This is a genomic window from Leifsonia shinshuensis (assembly GCF_014217625.1).
GTDB classification, from domain to species: Bacteria; Actinomycetota; Actinomycetes; order Actinomycetales; family Microbacteriaceae; genus Leifsonia; species Leifsonia shinshuensis_A.
This window is the reverse complement of the sequence record NZ_CP043641.1, coordinates 2,897,599-2,916,503: the sequence shown is the minus strand read 5'-3', so window position 1 is coordinate 2,916,503 and position 18,905 is coordinate 2,897,599. Positions and strand designations below refer to the sequence as shown.

19 protein-coding genes are annotated in these 18,905 nt (G+C 71.9%); 7 read left to right on the top strand and 12 right to left on the bottom strand.

What is annotated here, in order from left to right:
- Window positions 1–19 precede the first annotated feature (19 nt).
- The 6 genes from F1C12_RS14070 to F1C12_RS14045 all read right to left on the bottom strand — a co-directional run bounded on the left by F1C12_RS14070 (window position 20) and on the right by F1C12_RS14045 (window position 5,623).
- Entirely contained in the window at window positions 20–1,171 is a 1,152-nt protein-coding gene (locus F1C12_RS14070) for a mannitol-1-phosphate 5-dehydrogenase (RefSeq protein WP_185275563.1), read from the bottom strand.
- 13 nt (window positions 1,172–1,184) lie between these two features.
- Complete coding sequence (locus F1C12_RS14065; RefSeq protein ID WP_185275562.1) at window positions 1,185–1,622, bottom strand: PTS sugar transporter subunit IIA; 438 nt, start codon at window positions 1,620–1,622, stop codon at window positions 1,185–1,187.
- Window positions 1,619–3,235: a PTS mannitol transporter subunit IICB gene (locus tag F1C12_RS14060; protein WP_185275561.1), complete on the bottom strand. Its 1,617-nt coding sequence runs from the start codon at window positions 3,233–3,235 to the stop codon at window positions 1,619–1,621. The genes F1C12_RS14065 and F1C12_RS14060 overlap by 4 nt, the downstream gene beginning before the upstream one ends.
- A 52-nt stretch (window positions 3,236–3,287) precedes the next feature.
- Window positions 3,288–4,982, bottom strand: a complete 1,695-nt coding sequence (gene ptsP, locus F1C12_RS14055) for a phosphoenolpyruvate--protein phosphotransferase (protein WP_185275560.1) — start codon at window positions 4,980–4,982, stop codon at window positions 3,288–3,290.
- A gap of 2 nt (window positions 4,983–4,984) precedes the next feature.
- Window positions 4,985–5,251 carry an HPr family phosphocarrier protein gene (locus tag F1C12_RS14050; protein ID WP_179604070.1) on the bottom strand — a complete coding sequence of 89 codons (267 nt, stop codon included), beginning with the start codon at window positions 5,249–5,251 and terminating at the stop codon, window positions 4,985–4,987.
- Window positions 5,252–5,314: 63 nt separating this feature from the next.
- Window positions 5,315–5,623, bottom strand: coding sequence for a PTS sugar transporter subunit IIB (locus tag F1C12_RS14045; protein ID WP_185275559.1), 309 nt, complete (start codon window positions 5,621–5,623; stop codon window positions 5,315–5,317).
- 230 nt (window positions 5,624–5,853) lie between these two features.
- Between F1C12_RS14045 and F1C12_RS14040 the strand changes: the two genes are divergently transcribed.
- Entirely contained in the window at window positions 5,854–7,728 is a 1,875-nt protein-coding gene (locus F1C12_RS14040) for a BglG family transcription antiterminator (RefSeq protein ID WP_374939532.1), read from the top strand.
- 141 nt (window positions 7,729–7,869) lie between these two features.
- Here the strand turns inward: F1C12_RS14040 and F1C12_RS14035 are convergent, their stop codons facing one another.
- The 4 genes from F1C12_RS14035 to nucS all read right to left on the bottom strand — a co-directional run bounded on the left by F1C12_RS14035 (window position 7,870) and on the right by nucS (window position 10,249).
- Entirely contained in the window at window positions 7,870–8,262 is a 393-nt protein-coding gene (locus F1C12_RS14035) for a hypothetical protein (protein ID WP_258045904.1), read from the bottom strand.
- Window positions 8,263–8,395: 133 nt separating this feature from the next.
- A complete protein-coding gene (locus tag F1C12_RS14030) occupies window positions 8,396–9,094 on the bottom strand; it encodes an HAD family hydrolase (RefSeq protein ID WP_185275557.1) in 699 nt (232 codons plus the stop codon).
- 37 nt (window positions 9,095–9,131) lie between these two features.
- Window positions 9,132–9,554: an SseB family protein gene (locus tag F1C12_RS14025; protein ID WP_185275556.1), complete on the bottom strand. Its 423-nt coding sequence runs from the start codon at window positions 9,552–9,554 to the stop codon at window positions 9,132–9,134.
- Window positions 9,554–10,249, bottom strand: coding sequence for an endonuclease NucS (gene nucS / locus F1C12_RS14020; RefSeq protein WP_185275555.1), 696 nt, complete (start codon window positions 10,247–10,249; stop codon window positions 9,554–9,556). The genes F1C12_RS14025 and nucS overlap by 1 nt, the downstream gene beginning before the upstream one ends.
- A 59-nt stretch (window positions 10,250–10,308) precedes the next feature.
- On the opposite strand from nucS, the gene F1C12_RS14015 reads away from it, so the two are divergent.
- The gene (locus tag F1C12_RS14015; RefSeq protein ID WP_185275554.1) at window positions 10,309–11,355 is read left to right on the top strand and encodes a lactonase family protein; all 1,047 of its coding nucleotides are present in this window, start codon (window positions 10,309–10,311) and stop codon (window positions 11,353–11,355) included.
- A gap of 24 nt (window positions 11,356–11,379) precedes the next feature.
- Here the strand turns inward: F1C12_RS14015 and F1C12_RS14010 are convergent, their stop codons facing one another.
- Window positions 11,380–12,639 (bottom strand): MFS transporter, encoded by a 1,260-nt coding sequence (locus F1C12_RS14010; RefSeq protein WP_185275553.1) that lies wholly within the window; start codon window positions 12,637–12,639, stop codon window positions 11,380–11,382.
- Between the two features lie 113 nt (window positions 12,640–12,752).
- On the opposite strand from F1C12_RS14010, the gene F1C12_RS14005 reads away from it, so the two are divergent.
- Window positions 12,753–13,817, top strand: a complete 1,065-nt coding sequence (locus F1C12_RS14005) for a LacI family DNA-binding transcriptional regulator (protein ID WP_185275552.1) — start codon at window positions 12,753–12,755, stop codon at window positions 13,815–13,817.
- Between the two features lie 147 nt (window positions 13,818–13,964).
- Window positions 13,965–15,173: an amidohydrolase gene (locus tag F1C12_RS14000; RefSeq protein WP_185275551.1), complete on the top strand. Its 1,209-nt coding sequence runs from the start codon at window positions 13,965–13,967 to the stop codon at window positions 15,171–15,173.
- An 85-nt stretch (window positions 15,174–15,258) separates the two neighbouring features.
- On the opposite strand, the gene F1C12_RS13995 is transcribed toward F1C12_RS14000, so the two are convergent.
- Complete coding sequence (locus tag F1C12_RS13995; protein WP_185275550.1) at window positions 15,259–16,620, bottom strand: MATE family efflux transporter; 1,362 nt, start codon at window positions 16,618–16,620, stop codon at window positions 15,259–15,261.
- A gap of 6 nt (window positions 16,621–16,626) precedes the next feature.
- Here F1C12_RS13995 and F1C12_RS13990 point away from each other — a divergent pair, with 6 nt between their 5' ends.
- From F1C12_RS13990 to F1C12_RS13980, 3 genes are read left to right on the top strand one after another with little or no spacing between them, the layout of a single operon-like run.
- Window positions 16,627–17,400 (top strand): MBL fold metallo-hydrolase, encoded by a 774-nt coding sequence (locus F1C12_RS13990; protein WP_185275549.1) that lies wholly within the window; start codon window positions 16,627–16,629, stop codon window positions 17,398–17,400.
- Window positions 17,397–18,023 carry a hypothetical protein gene (locus F1C12_RS13985; RefSeq protein ID WP_185275548.1) on the top strand — a complete coding sequence of 209 codons (627 nt, stop codon included), beginning with the start codon at window positions 17,397–17,399 and terminating at the stop codon, window positions 18,021–18,023. Before F1C12_RS13990 ends, F1C12_RS13985 begins: the two co-directional genes overlap by 4 nt.
- Window positions 18,020–18,790, top strand: a complete 771-nt coding sequence (locus tag F1C12_RS13980) for an HNH endonuclease family protein (RefSeq protein WP_258045902.1) — start codon at window positions 18,020–18,022, stop codon at window positions 18,788–18,790. The genes F1C12_RS13985 and F1C12_RS13980 overlap by 4 nt, the downstream gene beginning before the upstream one ends.
- The last annotated feature ends 115 nt before the right edge of the window (window positions 18,791–18,905 follow it).

Here is an 18,905-nt window from a genome sequence, read left to right as displayed (position 1 = left end):
CGGGAGAGCGGAGACGGACTCAGCGCGCCGCGCCGCGCACGACCTCCACCAGCGGCTCGAACAGTTCCTCGCCGCGCTGCACGCCCATGACCTCGTCCACGATGTCCTCGGCGTTCGCGCGCTGGAGCAGCTGCTGCAGCTCGACGCTCTGCGTGTCCTCCGGAACGTCGAAGCGCAGCGCGGCGCCGATCGCGGCGAGCAGCGCCGACGGGACCCCGCCGACGTACTGCACGTAGTCGGAGGCCGGCCCGACGAAGCGGTCGTTGCGGCCGAGCTTGCGCAGCGGCTCGCGGCCGACACGCGTGACCTCGTCCACCAGGTACGGGTTGCGGAAGCGGTTCAGGATCTTCGCGCGGTACTCGGCCAGCTCAGCCGGGTCCAGCCCGTGCTTGGCGCTGAGCGCGGCCGATGTCTCCGCCAGCGCGGCCTCCGTCGCCTCCAGCACCGACGGGATGCCGATCGCCTCGCTGATGATCGTCGCGCCCGCCAGGAAGCCCGTGTAGGCGACGGTGGCGTGTCCGGTGTTCACCGTGAACAGCTTGCGCTCGATGTACGGCCCGAGGGAGTCCACGAAGTGCGCACCCGGGATCGGCGGCACGTTCCCGTTGAACGGGCTGCGGTCGACGACCCACTCGTAGAACGTCTCCACCGTGACGTCGATGCCGGCGTCCGGGGCCTGTGCGGGCACGATCCGGTCGACGGCCGTGTTCGCGAACACCGCGCGGGAGGCCAGCTCCTCGCGTGTCCCGTCGTCGGGGAGGCCGTCCATCAGCTCGGCGCAGAGCAGGTCGGTCGCGCCGATCGCGTTCTCGCACGCCATGACGGCGAGGCGCGGGGCGTCCTCCGCGCGGGCGGCGAGCCCGCGCGCGATCACCGGGGCGACGAAGCGCAGGATGCGCGGTCCGACGGCGGTCGTGACCACGTCCGCCGTCGCGATCTCGGCGACCAGAGCGTCCTCCGCGGTGGCGCTGTTGATCGCCCGGAACCCGGTGACGGTCTTGGTCTCCGCGTCGTCCCCGACGAGGTGGACCTCGTACGAGTCCGCCGCGTCGAGGGCGTCGATCAGTTCCGCGTTGACGTCCGCGAACACCACCTCGTACCCGGCCTCGTGGAGCAGGAGCCCCACGAAGCCGCGCCCGATGTTGCCCGCGCCGAAGTGGACGGCTTTCATGCGAGACCCCGTCTCAGTCGTTGACGTCGCCGAGCAGTGCGAACAGGGCGTCCGCGTCCGGCGCGTCGATCAGCTGCTGCACATCGTCCTCCTCGGAGAAGAGGATGGCGATCTTGCTCAGGATGTCGAGGTGCTCGTTGTTCCGCCCGGCGATGCCCACGACGAACCGCACCTCCTCGCCGCCCCAGTCGAGCGGCGAGGAGTAGCGGATGAAGGAGAGCGCCGAACGCACGATCTCGTCCTTGGACTCGTTGGTGCCGTGCGGGATGGCCAGGCCGTTCCCCATGAAGGTGGAGACGGTCGCCTCGCGCTGCGCCATCGAGTCGACGTAACCCGGCTGCACGGCGCCCGCTCTGACGAGCAGCTCACCCGCCTCCCGGATCGCGTCCTCCCGCGTGGTCGCGTTGCCCGCGGCCACGACGTTCGCCCGGTCGAGAATCGTGTCGGTCATTTGGTGGCGTCCTCCGTCAGGTTCTGCTGCTGCTTGGCGACGAGGTCGACGACCTCGTCGTACTTGGGGCTGTTCATGAAGTTGTCGACGGACACGTGGACCGAGTCCGGCGACTGGCCCTTGGCCCGGTCGGTGAGCTCGCGCTGCGTGATGACCAGGTCGGCCGAGCCGTCGAGGTTGCTGATGGCCTGGTTCGTCACCGTGACCCCCTCCACGCCGGCCTTCTTGATCTTGTTCCGCAGCACGGACGCGCCCATCGCGGACGAGCCCATCCCAGCGTCGCACGCGAACACGATGTTGCGCACCAGCCGGTCGGTGCCGTCGCCTTGCGCGTCGCCGGTGTCGTGCTCGCCCTCCTGGACCAGGCCCTCGAGGATGGAGGACTCCTTGCCCTTGTTGGCCTCGGTCTGCGCCACGGCGGCGGTGAGGTCGCCGGCGTTGCCCGCGGCCAGGTCGCGCTTGCGGCTGGCCCGCAGGATGATCGAGGCGACGATGAACGAAACGGCCGCCGCGCCGATCACCGAGAGTGTGACGCCCACGATGCTGCTGGCGGGCGACTGGATCAGGACGGCGATGATCGATCCGGGGGAGGCCGGGGCGCGCAGACCCGAGTTGAAGGTCACGTTGATCGCGATGCCGGTCATGCCGCCGAGGATCGCCGCGATGACGATCATCGGCTTCATCAGCACGTACGGGAAGTAGATCTCGTGGATGCCGCCGACGAACTGGATCAGCGCGGCGCCCGGGGCGCTCGCCTTGGCGATGCCGAGGCCGAAGATCGAGTACGCGATCAGGATGCCGAAGCCGGGGCCGGGATTGGCCTCCAGCAGGAACAGGATGGACTTGCCCTGCTGCTGCGCCTGCTCGATGCCGAGCGGGGTGAGCACGCCGTGGTTGATGGCGTTGTTGAGGAAGAGCACCTTGCCCGGCTCGATCAGCAGGCTCGCGAACGGCAGCAGGTGCGCCGTGACCAGCCAGTTGACCGCGTTGCTCAGGATGGAGCTCAGCCATTCGACGAGCGGTGCGATGCCGAAGAACGCGCCGATCGACAACAGCATGCCGACGATGCCGGCGGAGAAGTTGTTGACCAGCATCTCGAAGCCGGCTTTGATCTTCCCCTCCCAGATCCGGTCGACCTGCTTCATCACCCAGGCGCCGAGCGGGCCCATGATCATCGCGCCGATGAACATCGGGATGTTGGAGCCGACGATGACACCCATCGTCGCGATCGCGCCGACCACGCCGCCGCGGACGCCGTAGACCATGCGGCCACCGGTGTTCGCGATCAGCAGGGGCAGCAGGTACGTGATCATCGGGCCGACGAGGCCCACGTACTGCTGGAAGGTGTGGCCGCTCGGGTCCTGGGCGAGCACGGTCGCCGCGCCGCTCCAGCCGATCTTGGCCTGGTCGCCGAAGCCGCCCAGGATCCCGCTGATCGCCCAGCCGGTGTTCTGGAGCCAGCCGGTGGCGATGAACAGGGCCGTGATGAACCCCCAGGCGATGAACGCCGGGATGTTCGGCATGACCATGTTCGAGAGGAAGGTCCCGAAGCGCTGCACGTGGACGCGAGCGCTGCTGGGCTGCTTCGGCGTCGTCGCTGTCGCCGATGTCATGATGGTGCCTCGTTTCTGTGTCGGTCCTGCCGAGGCAGGTAGGGGTTCCTGCCTAGGCAGGCGGGTGGGCGAACCCGGCGGCCGTGGTTCGGACGGCCTCCCGGGCTTCGGCCGCGCCATCGGCGGCCAGTGCGGCCTCGGCCAGGGCTTTGGCCTGGTCGAGGGTGTAACGGGTGAGGGACAACCGCACGTCGGCGAGGGCCGCGGGCGACATCGAGAGGGTGGTCGCGCCGAGGCCGACGAGCACGACGGCGAGCATCGGGTCGGCCGCGGCCTCGCCGCAGATGCCGACCGGCTTGCCGTGCGCGGCTCCGGCGGCGCCGACCTCGCCGACGAGGCGGAGGACGGCCGGGTGCCACGGGTCCTGGAAGCCGGCGACCGAGCCGAGGAGGCGGTCGGCGGCCATCGTGTACTGGGTGAGGTCGTTGGTGCCGATGGAGGCGAAGCCGGCCTCCCGCAGCACCCGGTCGGCCAGCAGCGCGGCGGACGGGACCTCGACCATGACACCCACGGTCTTCAGCCCGAACTCGCCGGCCAGCTGCATGAAGTAGCGGGTCTCCTCGACGGTCGCGACCATCGGGGCCATGACCCAGAGGTCCGCGTCGGTCTGCGCGTCGGCCTCGGCGAGGGCGGTGAGCTGCTCGCGGAGGATGTCCTCGTTCGCCCGCAGGGCGCGCAGGCCGCGCAGGCCCAGCGCCGGGTTGTCCTCGTGCGCGTCGTTGAGGAACTCCAGCGGCTTGTCCGCGCCGGCGTCGAGCACCCGCACGACGACCTTCTTGCCGGGGAAGGCCTGCAGCAGCTTCACATACTGCTCGCGCTGCTGCTCCACCGTCGGCGCCATCCGGGCGTCGAGGAAGAGGAACTCGGTGCGGAACAGGCCGACGCCCTCGGCTCCCGCGTCGACCGCCTTCTGCGCGCCCTCGGCCGAGCCGAGGTTGGCCAGCAGCGGGATCGCGGTGCCGTCGGCCAGCGCGCCGGGCTCCAGGCCTCCGGAGAGGGCGGCCTCCCGCTCGGCGATGCGCCGGCGGGCGTCCTCGGACTGCTCGGCGGTCGGCGCGACGGTGACCGTGCCGGCACCGGCGTCGAGGATCACTTCGGACCCCGCGGCCAGGTCGTCCGCCCCGGCGACGCCCACGATCGCGACGATCGCCTTCTCGCGGGCCAGGATCGCGGTGTGGGAGGTCGGTCCGCCCTCGCGGGTGACCAGGCCGAGCACCTTCGTCAGGTCGAGCAGCGCCGTGTCGGCGGGGGCGAGGTCGCGGGCGACGAGGATGTAGGGCACGTCGGACTCCGGGACGCCCGGCGCGGGCCGGCCCTCCAGCGCCGCGATCACCCGCTGGGCCACGTCGTCCAGGTCGGTGGCGCGTTCGCCCATGTAGCCGCCGAGGCCGATGAGCATGTCGCGGAAGACGCCGAAGCCCTCGAACACCGCGCGCTCGGCGGTCGTGCCGCCGTCGATCCGGGAGGCGACATCGTCGGCGAGAGAGGAGTCCTCCGCCATCATCGACTGGGCCTCCAGCACATCCGCCGCGGTGCCGGACACCTTTCCGGCGCGCTCGCGCAGGTCGGCGGCGACGGTCGCGACGGCCTGCGAGACGCGGGCCTTCTCCTCGTCGGGGGTGCGCGTGCTCGGGGTGGACTCCGGCTCGGGGAGCGGGTCGGACATCCGGAGCACGGGGCCGAGGGCGATGCCCTGGCCGATGCCCGCGCCGGTCAGCGTCTGGGTCGTGTCTGTCGTGTCGGCCATGATCAGGCGTCGTGGTCCGTGGTGAGGATCTCGGCCAGGTCGTCGAGGACGGCCTCGGCGTTGGGGGCGTCGGTCGCCAGGACGATCTTGTCGCCGTGGTCGATTCCCAGCGAGATGACGCCGAGGATGCTGCCGGCGTCGACGGTGCGCCCGCCCTCCTTCGACAGCGACACCTTCGCGCCCGAGGCGCCGACGGCCTCCACGAAGAGCTTGGCGGGACGGGCGTGCAGCCCGTGGGTCGATCCGACGGTGATGATCCGCTCAGCCATTGTTCCGGTCTCCTTCGTTCTCGGGTGGCACAGTACGCCGCGACGCCGCGCTGCCAGTGGCTCTCATCGTGCCCCGGCCTTCGCGTTGAGGGCCAGATCCAGCGCGAGCGCACCGTCGAGTGCGGCGGGGGATACGGGCGGCAGAACGGCGACGGCGGTCCCGGTGGTGGCGGCGCGGGCACGCAGCCCGGGGACCAGGGCCTCCAGGTGCGCACCGACGAGGACGACATCCACCGCGGCGAGCGAGTCGAGCTGGCTCGCGCTGCCCGCGGCGACCTGGACCTGCAGCCCACGAGCGGCCGCGGCGGTGCGGAGCTTCACGGCGACGAAGGTGCTGGAGGCGCCCGCGCCGCAGACAACGATGATCTTCATCGACCTCATGCCTTCCGGTGGTGCGTGGTGCTGGAACGGGTGAAACGGGTGGATCGGGTGGTTCGGTGGATCGTGACCATGCTGTCCCCGACGTCTTCCGGGGGCCAGGACGGTTTCTTCCTGGGGTGCGGAAACGCGTGCTGGGGCACCTCCGCCGTCGGCGCGGTCGTGGTTGACTCGGTGACGGAAAGGTGGCTCTGCTGGTGGCGCTCTCGGCGAAGCAGACGAGGATGCTCGACATCCTGTCGCGTCGTGCTGCCTGGGTGACGGCCGCCGAGCTCGCGCAGGACCTGGGTGTGACCTCCCGCAGCATCCGCAGTTACGCCGCAGCGCTCGGCGAGCTGGTCGAGTCGGGGCCGAGCGGGTACCGGGTGAAAGGCGACGCGTACGCGGCCTACCTCGCCGATGTCCCGGAGGCCTCCCCGTCGGCGGGTTCGCCGCAGGAGCGGCTCGCGTTCCTGGCCAGGCGGCTGCTCGACGAGCCGGAGGGGATCGACGTCTACGAGACGGCGGAGAGCCTGTTCGTCAGCGACTCCACGATCGAGTCCGACCTCACCCGGGTGCGCAGCCTCCTCGCCGACACCGAGCTGGTCCTCGACCGGCATGGCCCGGTCGCGCGGCTGAACGGGCCGGAGATCGCCCGGCGCAAGCTGATCAGCCGGCTGTTCCGGGACGAGATGCGGCAGGGCGTCGTGGACGTGTCGCGCATCCAGGAGGCCTTCGCCTCGGAGGGGCTGGCCGCGTTCAAGTCCGATCTGGTCGAGATGCTGGACGCGCGCGGGTTCTTCGTCAACGAGTACGGCATCAACGACGTGCTGCTGCACATGGCCGTCGCGCTCGACCGCGTCGCCAAGGATCGCGTCCTCCCCGCGGCGGGTGCGGCGGAGGCGGGGGAGGCGCTGCGCGGGCTGGCGGACGACCTCGGCGGGCTCGTGCTCACGCACTTCGACGTGGAGCTGGACCCGACCGAGCTGCGCTACCTCGCCATCCTGCTGCGGACCCGCGTCATCGCGCCGGGCGCGGGGGCGGACAGCGTCGCGGAGTTCGTCAGCGAGGACGACCTCGACATCGTGCGCGGGATCGTGGCGCGGGCCTCCACCGAGTACCTGGTCGACCTCCGCGACGAGGACTTCATCGTGCGGCTCACCCTCCACGTGCAGAACCTGGTGGCGCGGGCGCACGAGAACACCTACTCCCGCAACCCGCTCACCCGCTCGATCAAGAGCTCGTACCCGATGACCTACGAGCTGGCCGTCTACATCGCCAGCCGGTTGCAGGCGGCGGAGGGGATCGCGGTCAACGACGACGAGATCGCCTACATCGCGATGCACGTCGGCGCCTACCTGGAGCAGCAGTCGCGTCGCCGGGACGCCGTGCGCACCGCGGTGGTCTGCCCGAATTACTACGACATGCACATCCTGCTGCGCGAGAAACTGGAGAGCGCGCTTGGCGACGAGCTGGACATCGTAAGCGTGATCACGTCCACGGATGCCGACTGGTCCGCGATCGACGCGGACCTGGTGCTGACCACGATCGACCCGCGCGGGCGGCGGGAGAACACGGTCATCGTGCAGCCGTTCCTCACGGCGACGGACGTGGAGCACATCCGCCAGTCGGTCGCGCGCATCCGCCGGCAGCGCCGCCGGGCCGGGATCAAGAACGAGCTGCTCGAGTACTTCGACGAGAGCCTGTTCCTCCGCAACTTCTACGCGCGCGACGCGATCACGATGATCCGCGCGCTCGGCGACCGGATGATCGCGGCCGACGCCATCGGAAGCGACTATGTGGAGCAGGCGGTCGAGCGCGAGCAGATGTCGTCGACGGCGTTCACGGACACGCTCGCCGTGCCGCACGCCATGACCATGAACGCGAAGCGGACGGCGATCGCGATCGTCGTCAACGACACCGCGATGGACTGGGGTGACGCGCGGGTGAACGTGATCGCGTTCATCGCTTTCTCCGAGGGCGGCCGCGCGGCGTTCCAGACCGTGTTCGACCAGTTCGTGGAGGTGTTCTCCGACCGGGAGGCCGTACTCGGGCTGATCCGGCGCGCCGACACCTTCACCGCGTTCATCGACGAGCTGGTGCGGATCATCGACGCGTAGCGCACCCACATTCGTCACGAATGTCGCGTTTGCTGCCGCCATTCCCCACATTCGGCGCGAATCGCGCGGCGGCACATTCGGCACGAATGGCGGAAGCCGCCGGGCGCGCAGTGGAGCTGCGCCCGACGGCTTCCGTGCCGATCAGTTGGCGGTGACGGCGTACGTCACGGCGACACCGGGGGTGCTGATCGCGACGGTGTACTTGGCGTTCGTGTAGACGGCCTTGCTGTCACTCGCGCCGGGCTGGACCGTGTAACCGGCCTTCTCCAGGGCGGCCTTCGCGTCCGCGAAACCGTTCTTGTCCTTCGGCTGGACGGTGATGGACCAGCCGTCGTTGTGGTCCCCGTTCGCGACGATCACGGTGCCGGCGACGATCGGGACGTCCGACTTCGGGAAGTCGGACGGGAGCGACTTGGAGGTCGCCTCCTGGGAGGCCGACGCCGACGGCGTCGCGCTGGAGCCGCCACCGCTGCCGGAGCAGCCGGTGAGTGCGGCGATGGACAGTGCCGCGACGAGGGCGGCGGGAACGAGCATTTTGCTGTTGGTGCGCATCATTCTTCCTAGTGCTGTATGGAGTGCGGTAGTGCAACACTCCAGCCTACTGCGCACCCTCCGACGCTCTCCGCTCCCGGCTGTGGCGGCCTCCCGCTCAGCCCGGCAGCGCGCCTCAGCCCAGCAGCAGCGTGCTGAGCTGGTCCGCCGAGTGCACGACCGCGATCGCGCCCGCCGCCTCGGCCGGCGAGCCGTAGCCCCACTCCACGAGGATGGTCGGGATGCCGTGCTCGCCAGCGCCCTCCACGTCGTACGCGCGGTCGCCGACCATCACGGTGTGGTCGAGCGCGACGCCCAGCTCGGTCAGGCGGCGCAGCGCCTCCGCGACGACGTCCGCCTTCGCGCTGCGGCTCTCGTCGTCGGTCGCGCCGGCGATCACGTCGAAGTACTGCGCGAGGTCGAAGTGCTCCAGGATGCGCGTGGCCTGCGCCTCCGGCTTGCTGGTGGCGACGGCGAGCGGGATGCCGGCCGTGCGCAGGCGCTGCAGGAGGCCGCGGATGCCGGGGAAGACGGCGCTGTCGAACGCGCCGTTGGCCGCGTAGTCGGCGCGGTAGACCATGAGCGCGGCGCGGGCGCCTGCCTCGTCGAAGCCGGCCATCGACTGGAGCGAGTCGAGCAGCGGAGGCCCGACGTACTCCACGAGTTCGGCGGGGGTGGGGACGGGAAGGCCGAGCTCCTCGAACGTGCGCGCGAGGGAGGCGGTGATGCCGGGCGCGGAGTCGGTGAGGGTGCCGTCGAGGTCGAAGAGGACGCAGGTCCAGGTGCGCGTGACGGTCGTCGGCGCGTCAGGAGTCGTGGTGGTCGGGTTTGTCATAGCGGTCCAATGCTATGTGAGATGTTCGAATGTATCGTCAGCGCTCGCTGAGAGCGGCCTCGATGTGCGAACGCGCGACGACCATCGTGTGGGCGGCCCCCGGGTCGAACTGCACGGCGACGAAGTCCGCGTTGGCGATGTACCCGAGGGCTTCGGCGGCCGGGACGATGACCGCCTGGACGCGTGTGCCCTTCCCGCCGGCGGCGCCGACCGCGTTCCGCAGCGCCTTCATCGAGGTGAACAACGGCAGCACCGGCTCGCCCGCGGTCGACTGGATGGTGCGCAGCCGCACCTCGCCGGGCTCGGACCCGGTGACGTCGACGACCAGGCCGCCCTTCGTCGCGGCGGCGAGGAGGGCCTCCAGGTTCTCCATGGTCGGCTCGGCGGCGATCGCGGCGAGGGCCGTGCGGACGGGGCCGTTCTCGTAGGTCTGCGGGAAGCGTCCGGCGGGGGCGGCCATCAGAAGAGCCTGCTGTCGCTGTCGTCCAGCCCGCGCATCGCGTCGTAGTCGAGCACCAGGCAGCGGATGCCGCGGTCCTCGGCCAGCGTGCGGGCCTGGGGCTTGATCTCCTGAGCCGCGAAGACCCCGGACACGGGCGCCAGGAGCGGGTCCCTGTTCATCAGCTCCAGGTAGCGGGTGAGCTGCTCGACGCCGTCGATGTCGCCGCGGCGCTTCAGCTCGACCGCGACCGAGGCGCCGCGCTCGTCTCGGGCGAGGATGTCGACCGGGCCGATCGCGGTCATGTACTCGCGGCGGACCAGCACGTGGCCGTCGCCGAGGAGGTGGATCTGCTCGGCCAGCAGCTTCTGGAGGTGCGCCTCCACGCCGTCCTTCTGCAGCCCGGGGTCGACGCCCAGCTCGTGGGCGGTGTCGCTCAGCACCTCGTGGATGGAGACGACGAGCATGTCGGCCGTCTTCGCCTGGGTGACGCGCCAGACCTCGGTGATCCCGGCCTCCCGCTGCGTGTCGTCCGGCTCGTCCACGGTGAGCGTGCAGGGCGGGCTCATCCAGTTGAGCGGCTTGTAGGAGCCGCCGTCGGAGTGGACGAGGAGGCTGCCGTCGGCCTTGAGCATGAGCAGGCGCTTGGCGAGCGGGAGGTGGGCGCTCAGGCGGCCGGCGTAGTCGACGGAACAGTTGGCTATCACGAGGCGCACCGGTCAAGTGTACGGTGCCGGCGGTGCTGCCGCGCGGGCGGTGCTGGCAGGATGAGGGGATGGCCAACGACCTCCTCATCGGCACGTACACGCAGCGCCTCCCGCACGTCGACGGTCACGCCGACGGTGTGCTCTCCGCCCGGTTGGACGGCACGGCCGTGGTGGATGTCGCCGTGGCCGCGGTTGTGCCGAATCCGTCGTGGGTGGCGGTGTCGGCGGACGGCTCGCACGTTTACGCCGTGGAGGAGACCGGCCCGGACGGCGGCGTCTCGGCGTTCTCGCGCCTCCCGGACGGAACGCTGCGCCCGCTCGGCCGGGTGTCGAGCGGCGGCGACTCGCCCGCGCACCTCGCGCTGCACCCGTCCGGACGGTTCCTGCTGACGGGGACGTACGTCGGCGGGACGGTCTCGGTCTTCGAACTGCTCGAGGACGGCGCGATCGGCGTGCGGACGGCGTTCGTCCAGCACGAGGGCCACGGCCCCGACCCCGCACGCCAGGAGGCGCCGCACGTCCACCAGCTCTCGGTCGACCCGGAGACCGGTGACGTCGTGGTCGTGGACCTCGGTCTCGGCGAGGTGCGCTGGTACGCGCTGTCCCCGTCGGGTGCGCTGACCCTCCGCCCGGAGGCGACCGTCGCCGTCGGCGCTGCGGGGCCGCGGCACCTGGCGTATCACCTGGACGGCCGGCATATCCTCCTGCTGAACGAGCTGGACAGCACGCTGGACGTGCTCCGCCGGGAGGGCGATCGCTTCGACGTGGTCGCGTCGGCCGGCACGCGCGGCCCGTCGGCGGCGGGCGCCAACCAGACCGCGGCCGTCCGGGTCAGCGCGGACGGGCGCACCGTGCTGGCGACGAACCGCGGGGACGACACGATCGGCGTGTTCGCGTTCGATGCGGCCTCGGCAGCCCTGGAGCTGGTGTCGGTCGTGCCCGCCGGAGGGCGGGCGCCGCGGGATCTGGTGATCTCCCCGGACGGCGACCGGGTGCTGGCGGCGTGCCAGGACAGCGACGAGGTGAGCGTCTTCGCGTTCGACGCGGGGACGCGGGGGCTGCGGCTGCTCGGGGTGTCGGCGGTGCCGACGCCGGTGTGCCTCGCGTTCGTGTGACTGGCGCGGCCGGGACCGCCGCGGCTACTCGGCCGCGGCCTCCAGTCGGCTCCCGCGACGCTCCGCCATCGGCCGCACCGCCGGCGCCGCCAGGAACGACGCGACCAGCAGAACGAGGATGAGGTAGAGCGCGTTCAGCAGCCCGAACTCCTTGCCGAGGAACCCGATCAGCGGCGGGCCGACCAGGAACGCGCAGTAACCGATGATCGCCACCGCGGAGACGCGCGCGGCCGGGTTGTCCGTGCCCTCCGACGCCGCCGACATCCCGAGGGGGAAGCCGAGCGAGACGCCGAAGCCCCACAGCACGGTTCCGATCACAGCCACCCACAGCGGGCCGCCGAGGATGAACAGCAGGAGTCCGGCGACGCCCATCGCGGCCGTCACGCGGATCGCGGTGACGCGTCCGACGCGGTCCACGATCGGGCCGCCGAGCACGCGGCCGAGGGTCATCGCGGCGACGAAGAAGCCGAACACGAGTGCGCCCGTCGAGTTCGACTGGCCGTGGCCGTCGACGGTCGCCAGGGCGATCCAGTCGTTCGCCGAGCCCTCGCCGAACGCCATGCCGAGCATGACGACGCCGATGAGGATGAGGCGCCAGTCCGCCCACACCGCCAGCGACGCGCGCAGCCGCTGACCGAACGGGATGCGCGGCTTCTCGGCGGTCTCGTCGCCGAGGTCGGCCTCGCGCGGGATGAAGCGGATCGCGACCAGGGCCACCACGACCATCAGCACGGCGACGAACGAGAGGTGCCAGACGACGCCGATGTGGAGGGCCGCCGCGGCCGCGCCCATCCCGGCCCCGAGCACGGTGCCGAAGCTGAAGAAGGCGTGCATGAGCGGCATCAGCGTCTTGCCGATCTCGCGCTCGACCGCGGTGCCCTCGACGTTCATCATCACGTCGACCATCCCGTTGCCGAAGCCCAGCAGGATGAGGCCGACCGCCACCATCGGCACCGCGTGGAAGACCGTCGAGCCGAAACCGATCAGGAGGGTGCCGATCGCGACGATCACGAGGCTCCCGACCATCCCCTTGTGCGGGCCGAAACGCACGAGCACGAGGGAGGACACCGACAGTCCGATGATCGCGCCGGCCGACATCCCGAGGATGAGGAGGCCGACAGAGGACGGGTCGCGGCCGAGGCCGAGGTCGTCGCGGACGCCGGGGATGCGCGCCACCCAGGTCGCCATGGCGAGCCCGCTGAGAATGAAGATGACGAAGACGGCGTTGCGCCAGGCGCGCAGCTCGTGGCGGCTGCGTGTCGTCGTCGGGGTCGGCTGTGACATCGGCTGTCCTGGGGAGAGCGGGGGCCGCGAACGGCCGGCGGGTTTCTGGTGGGGGAGCGGATTTTCACCACTCGAATCGTTTCGATCGAAACGATTCGACTAAGCTACCACACGTGAACGACAGCAGCACACCCCTCGCGGGCGCCCGGCCGACGCTGGCCGCCGTCGCCCGCCTGGCCGGTGTCTCCAACTCCACGGCGTCCCTCGCCTTCTCCGGCACGGGCCCCGTCTCGGACGCGACGCGCGAGCGCGTCCTCGACGCCGCGAAGCAGCTCAACTACGCCGGCCCCGACCCGCGCGCCCGCTCGCTACGCCGCGGCCGGTCGGGGATCGTCGGCGTCGTGATGGAGGAGCGGGTCGGCGACGCGTTCCGCGACCCGATCAAGATCGCCCTCCTCGACGGCATCTCCGACGAGATCGCCGCCGTCGACGCCGGCCTCCTCATCCTCACGGACGCGGGCGACACCGCCCAGCGCATCGAGGACGCCCCGATGGACGCCGTGGTGCTGGTCGGCTGCAGCCCGCGCCTCGACGAGTCGGTGGCGATGCTGCGCCAGCGCGGCATCCCGCTCGTCGCGATCGAGGGAGACCCGGCCGACGACGTCCCCTCGATCGGCCAGGACAACCGGGAGGCCTCCCGGCTCGCCGCCCAGCACCTCCACGACCTCGGCCACCGGGACGTTGCGGTCGTGACGCTTCCGCTGCCCCGGGACCGCGCGCGCGGACCGCTGACACCCGCGCTCGTGAGCGGCTCGTCGTCCACCACCGCGACCGAGCGGCTGGCCGGCGCCCGCGACGTGTTCCCCGACGCCGGCGGCTGGACGACGCGCGGCTCCTTCGTGGACGAGGGCCGGATCGCCGGGACCGCCCTGCTATCCGACGCGTCGCGCCGCCCGACCGCGATCATCGCGCAGAGCGACCTGCTCGCCGCCGGCGTGATCCGCGCGGCGGAGGAGCTCGGGCTCGAGGTGCCGGGCGACGTCAGCGTGGTCGGCTTCGACGGGGTGCGCGTGGACGGCCTGTGGCCGTACGACCTGACGACCCTGGTGCAGCCGGCGGTCGAGAAGGGCCGAGCGGCGGGGCGCGCGATCGTGGAGATGCTGGAGGGCCGCCCGCCGCGCCCGACATCGTTCACGAGCGAGTTCCACCGCGGCAACACGACGGCCGCGCGCGGCTAGCCCCCCACCCGGCACCCTCACCCCAGCTGCCGTCGCCACCGGAGGATTTCCGCCCTCCCAACCCCCGCATCTCCTCCGTTCCCCGCGTTCTCCCGGCGTGTCGGGTCCGAAGTCCTCCGCTGCCGACGGCCGCATAGGGTGGACCCCATGGACCTCGAAGCCCTCTACCGCGACCTCCACGCCCATCCCGAGCTCTCGTTCCAGGAGCACCGCACCGCCGGCATCGTCGCCGAGCACCTGTCCGCCCTCGGCCTGGAGGTGCACACCGGCATCGGCCGCACCGGCGTCGCCGGCGTGCTCCGCAACGGCGACGGCCCGACCGTGCTGCTGCGCGCCGACATGGACGCGCTGCCCGTCCGCGAGGAGACCGGGCTGCCGTGGGCGTCGACGCAGACCGCGCCCGGCGACGACGGCAACCCCGTTCCCGTGATGCACGCGTGCGGCCACGACATCCACATCACCTGCCTGCTCGGTGCCGTCGAGCGCCTGGCGACCTCCACCGACGAGTGGTCGGGCACGTTGGTCGCCGTGTTCCAGCCGGCGGAGGAGCACGGCGGCGGCGCGGACGTGATGGTCCAGGACGGCCTGTACGAGAAGGTCCCGGCGCCGGACATCGTGCTCGGTCAGCACGTCACCCCGTTCCCGGCGGGCATGGTCGGCGCGCATCCGGGCGCCGCGATGGCCGCCGTGGACGCGTTCGAAGTGACGCTGCGCGGCCGGGGAGGCCATGGCTCGCGCCCCGAGACCACCATCGACCCTGTCGTGATGGCGGCCTCCGCGGTGATGCGGCTGCAGACCGTCGTGTCGCGCGAGATCGCCCCGCAGGACACCGCTGTCGTCACGGTCGGCACCCTTCACGCGGGTACCAAGAACAACATCATCGCGCCCTCGGCGACGCTCGGGATCAGCGTCCGCAGCTTCGACGAGACCGTCCGCGAGCGTGTGCTGGAGGGCGTCGACCGCATCCTCCGCGCCGAGCTGCAGGCCAGCGGATCGCCGCACGAGCCGATCACGGAGTGGGGCGAGCGCTACCCGGTCACCGTGAACGACGTGGAGGCCACGGCCCGCGTGAACGCCGCCTTCTCGTCCGAGTTCGGGGCGGAGGCTGTGCTCGAGCCCGGCGCGCTCTCCGGCAGCGAAGACGTCGGCAATCTGGCGACGGCCGCCGGAGTCCCGCTCGTCTACTGGCTGCTCGGTGGGGGCGAACCGGAGGAGGTCCGCGCGGCGATCGCGGCCGGAACGGTGGAGACGGACATCCCGTCGAACCACTCGCCGTTCTTCGCGCCGGTGGCGCAGCCGACCATCGACGTGGGCGTGCGTGCCCTGGTGGTCGCGGCCCGGGAGTGGCTGGCCTGAGCCGCGCGACATTCGTGCCGAATGTGGCGTTTCGCGTCGCGTAAGCCGCGATTCGGCACGAATGTCCTGGGTGGCCCCGGGCGCGCTAGCGCTCCGCGCCGGGGCGCATCCAGGTGCGCCCGCGCGCACGCAACCCGAGCGTGAGCGCCCGCGCACCCAGGTACCCGAACGCGAACGCCGCCGTCAGCGCCGCCAGGCCGCCCGCATCGTGCGACCCCCAGGCGACGACCGCGAGCGCGAGCGGCACGAACAGGGCCACGTTCAGCACGCCCGTGAGCGGCAGATACCGCGCGTCGCCCGCCCCGATCAGCACCCCGTCGAGCACGAACACGTACCCGCCGAGCGGCGCGCTGACGCCGATGATGGCGAGCGCGGCCGGCAGCAGCGCCGCCACGGACGGGCTGCTCGTGAACAGTCCCGCGGCGACCGGGCTGAGCGCGACGGTCACCGCCCCCAGGACCACGCCGGCCCCGAGACCCCACTGCACGCAGCGGCGCAGAACCTCCCGGACATCGTCGAGCTCCCCGGCGCCGAGCCCCTTGCCGACCAGCGCCTGCGCGGCGATCGCCAGCGCGTCCAGCGCGAACGCGAGCGTCGCGAACACCGTCATCGTCACCTGGAACGCGGCGAGCTCGTCCGGTCCGAGCCGCGTCGCGCAGAAGACGGCCAGCAGCATCGCCGCCCGGAGGCTCGCCGTGCGGAGGAACAGCCATCCTCCCGCCCGCGCCGTCCGGCCGATCCCGGCATGGTGGGGGAGTAGCGGCGACCCGACCCGTCGCGCGTGCCGGACGACGATGACCGCGTACACGGCGACCATCGCCCACTGCGCCACGACGGTCCCGAGTGCGGACCCGGCGATGCCGAGCCCGGCCAGGTAGATGAAGCAGAAGTTGAGCACGATGTTCGCGCCGAATCCCGCGACCGCGACAGCGAGCGGCGTGCGGGTGTCCTGGAGGCCGCGCAGCAGCCCGGTCATCGCGAACACGAGCAGCATGGCCGGGAGCCCGAGCATCGAGATCGCGAGGTATGTCTCCGCCTGGGACGCGACCTCGGCGGACGCCCCGAACAGCCCGACGAGCAGAGGGGAGGCCGCCCATCCGCCCGCCGCGAGCACCATCCCGAGCACGAGCGCCAGCCAGCTCCCGTCGACGCCGGCGGCCACAGCCCCGCGCTCGTCGCCCGCGCCGAGCCGGCGTGCGACCGCTGGCGTGGTCGAGTAGGCGAGGAACACCATCAGCCCGACGATGGTCTGCAGCACGGCGCTCGCGATCCCGAGCCCGGCCAGCGGGGCGACCCCGAGGTGCCCGACCATCGCGGAGTCGGCCAGCAGGAAGAGCGGCTCGGCCACGAGCGCGCCCAGCGCGGGGACGGCGAGACGCAGGATCTCGCGGTCGAGCGGGCGGCGGGGGAGGACGTTCACGGCGGGGACAACGCTACCGGCTACCATCGCTCAATGCGCCTGACCGTCCTCGGCACCGCCTCCCACTACCCGACCCCCGCGTCCCCGTGCTCCGGCTACCTCCTCGAGCACGACGCCGCCACGGTCTGGGTCGACGCCGGGCCGGGGACCCTCGCCGAGCTCCAGCGGCACCGCGACCTCACCGGTCTCGACGCCGTCTGGATCTCGCACGCGCACGCCGACCACACCGCCGACCTGCTCCCGCTCTACTACGCGCTCGCGTTCGGCGACCTCCCCGCCCGCGAACCGCTCCCTGTGTTCGGGCCGCCGGACCTCCGGGACCGGCTGCTCGGCTTCTTCGGGGCCGGCGCGGCGCGCGACCTCGACCGGGTCTTCGCGTTCCAGTCGCTTGCCGACCGGGCGGGCGCGGTGATCGGCGGCCTCCGTCTCGCGTGGGAGCCCGTCGAGCACGATGTCCCCGCCTGGGCGCTACGTGCGCAGGCCGGCGGCGTCTCCCTCGTCTATACCGGCGACGCCGTGCTCTCGCCCGGCCTGACCGCCTTCGCCGCGGGAGGCAACGTGCTGCTCGCGGAGGCAGGCGCCGACCGCGCCGACGGCAGCCACCTGACCCCGGAGGACGCCGGCACGCTCGCGACGAGAGCGCGGGCCGGACGGCTCCTGCTGACCCATCTCGCCCTCGGCCTCGAGCCCGCAGACGCGATCGCACGGGCGTCGACGCACTTCGGCGGACCGGTGACGGCGGCCCGGCCCGGGGACGTCGTGTCGGTCGATCCGTTGTCGGTGGCTGTTCCTACAGTGGAGGGATGAGCCACCTGATGCCGGAACTGCTGTCCACCTGGTCCTGGCGTCTCGACCGGGTCCGCAACGGTCGCACGGTGCTCACCAAGGGGCAGGCGGCATCGGCGCGCACCGACCTGGTCCACGACCGGTCCGCTCACCCGGCCGACTATTCGGGCTACGAGGAGGAGTACACCTCGGCGGTCGACGCGCTGAACGTGCTCGCCCAGCAGGCCAACCGCAGCGACGACCTCCTGGCCGTGCTCCGCTCCGAACGGCGGTCGCAGGACGCCCCGGCGCGCGAGCGGTACGCCACCGCTCCCGACAGCACCGGAGGTCCGCGCACCTCGCTCGCGGCCGAGCACGATCGTGTCCCGACGGGGCTCCCGGAGGCTCTGGACCAGTGGGTGCACCGGCTCATCCGCTATCGCAGCGGAGCGAAGGTCATCGCGCCGATCGAGGCCGCCCGTGCCGAGATCCGGCTGCGCAACGAGGCCGACCTCAACCCCGGCGCGTACCGCAACGCCACGGCCGCGCCGTACTACGGCCGCGTGATGCGGGAGCTCGGTGAGATCGCGACCGCGCAGCGCCCGGGAGTCCACATCTCGCGGCGCGGGCTCCACCGCGGCCTCAGCGACGACTCGTTCCTGTGACCAGGACGTCCACCCGGCGCCGACTTGCGGCGTCGTGGCCGGTCGCCGTGGTCGCGTTCCTGATCGCGCTCGCTGGCGCAGGAGGCTACGCGGCGCTGCACGGCGGAGACGGGCAGGCTGCGCCGGCGAACCCTGGGGCGGGCGCCTCCGACACGACGGCCACGACCGCGCCGGTCGCCGCACCGCCCGGAGCGCGGGCGGCGGCCGGCCTGCTCGACGCGTCCGGCGCCCGCGCCGCGCTGACCCGGCTCCCCGTGAAGGGTCGCGCCCCGGCGACCGGCTACGATCGCGTCGCCCGGTTCGGCGAGGCGTGGCTCGACGTCGACAAGAACGGCTGCGACACCCGGGACGACATCCTCGCCCGCGACCTCTCCGCCGTCACCCGGCGAACGGACTGCACGGTCCTCACCGGCACCCTGAACGATCCGTACACCGGCCGGAGCATCGCGTTCACACGCGGGGTCCAGACGTCCGCGCTCGTCCAGATCGACCACGTGGTGGCGCTGCTCGACGCGTGGGAGACCGGAGCCCAGGGCCTGAGCCAGCAGACGCGCGTCCAGCTCGCGAACGACCCGCTCGAGCTCCTGGCGGTGGATGGGGCGACGAACCAGGCGAAAGGCGCGGGCGACGCCGCTACCTGGCTTCCGCCGAACCGCGGGTTCCGCTGCGAGTACGCCGCCCGGCAGGTGTCGGTGAAGGCGAAGTACGGATTGTGGGTGACGGCGGCGGAGGGTGCGGCGCTGAAGGGGATCCTGGCGGGGTGCTGAGGGTCCTCCCGGCCCGCTGGTGACCCTGGATCGTGGCCCCTGGATCGGCGCCGCGTCGGCTCTGTCCCGGGTCGCGGCCGGCCGCTACGATCAACGCATGCAGCAGCCAGAGCGC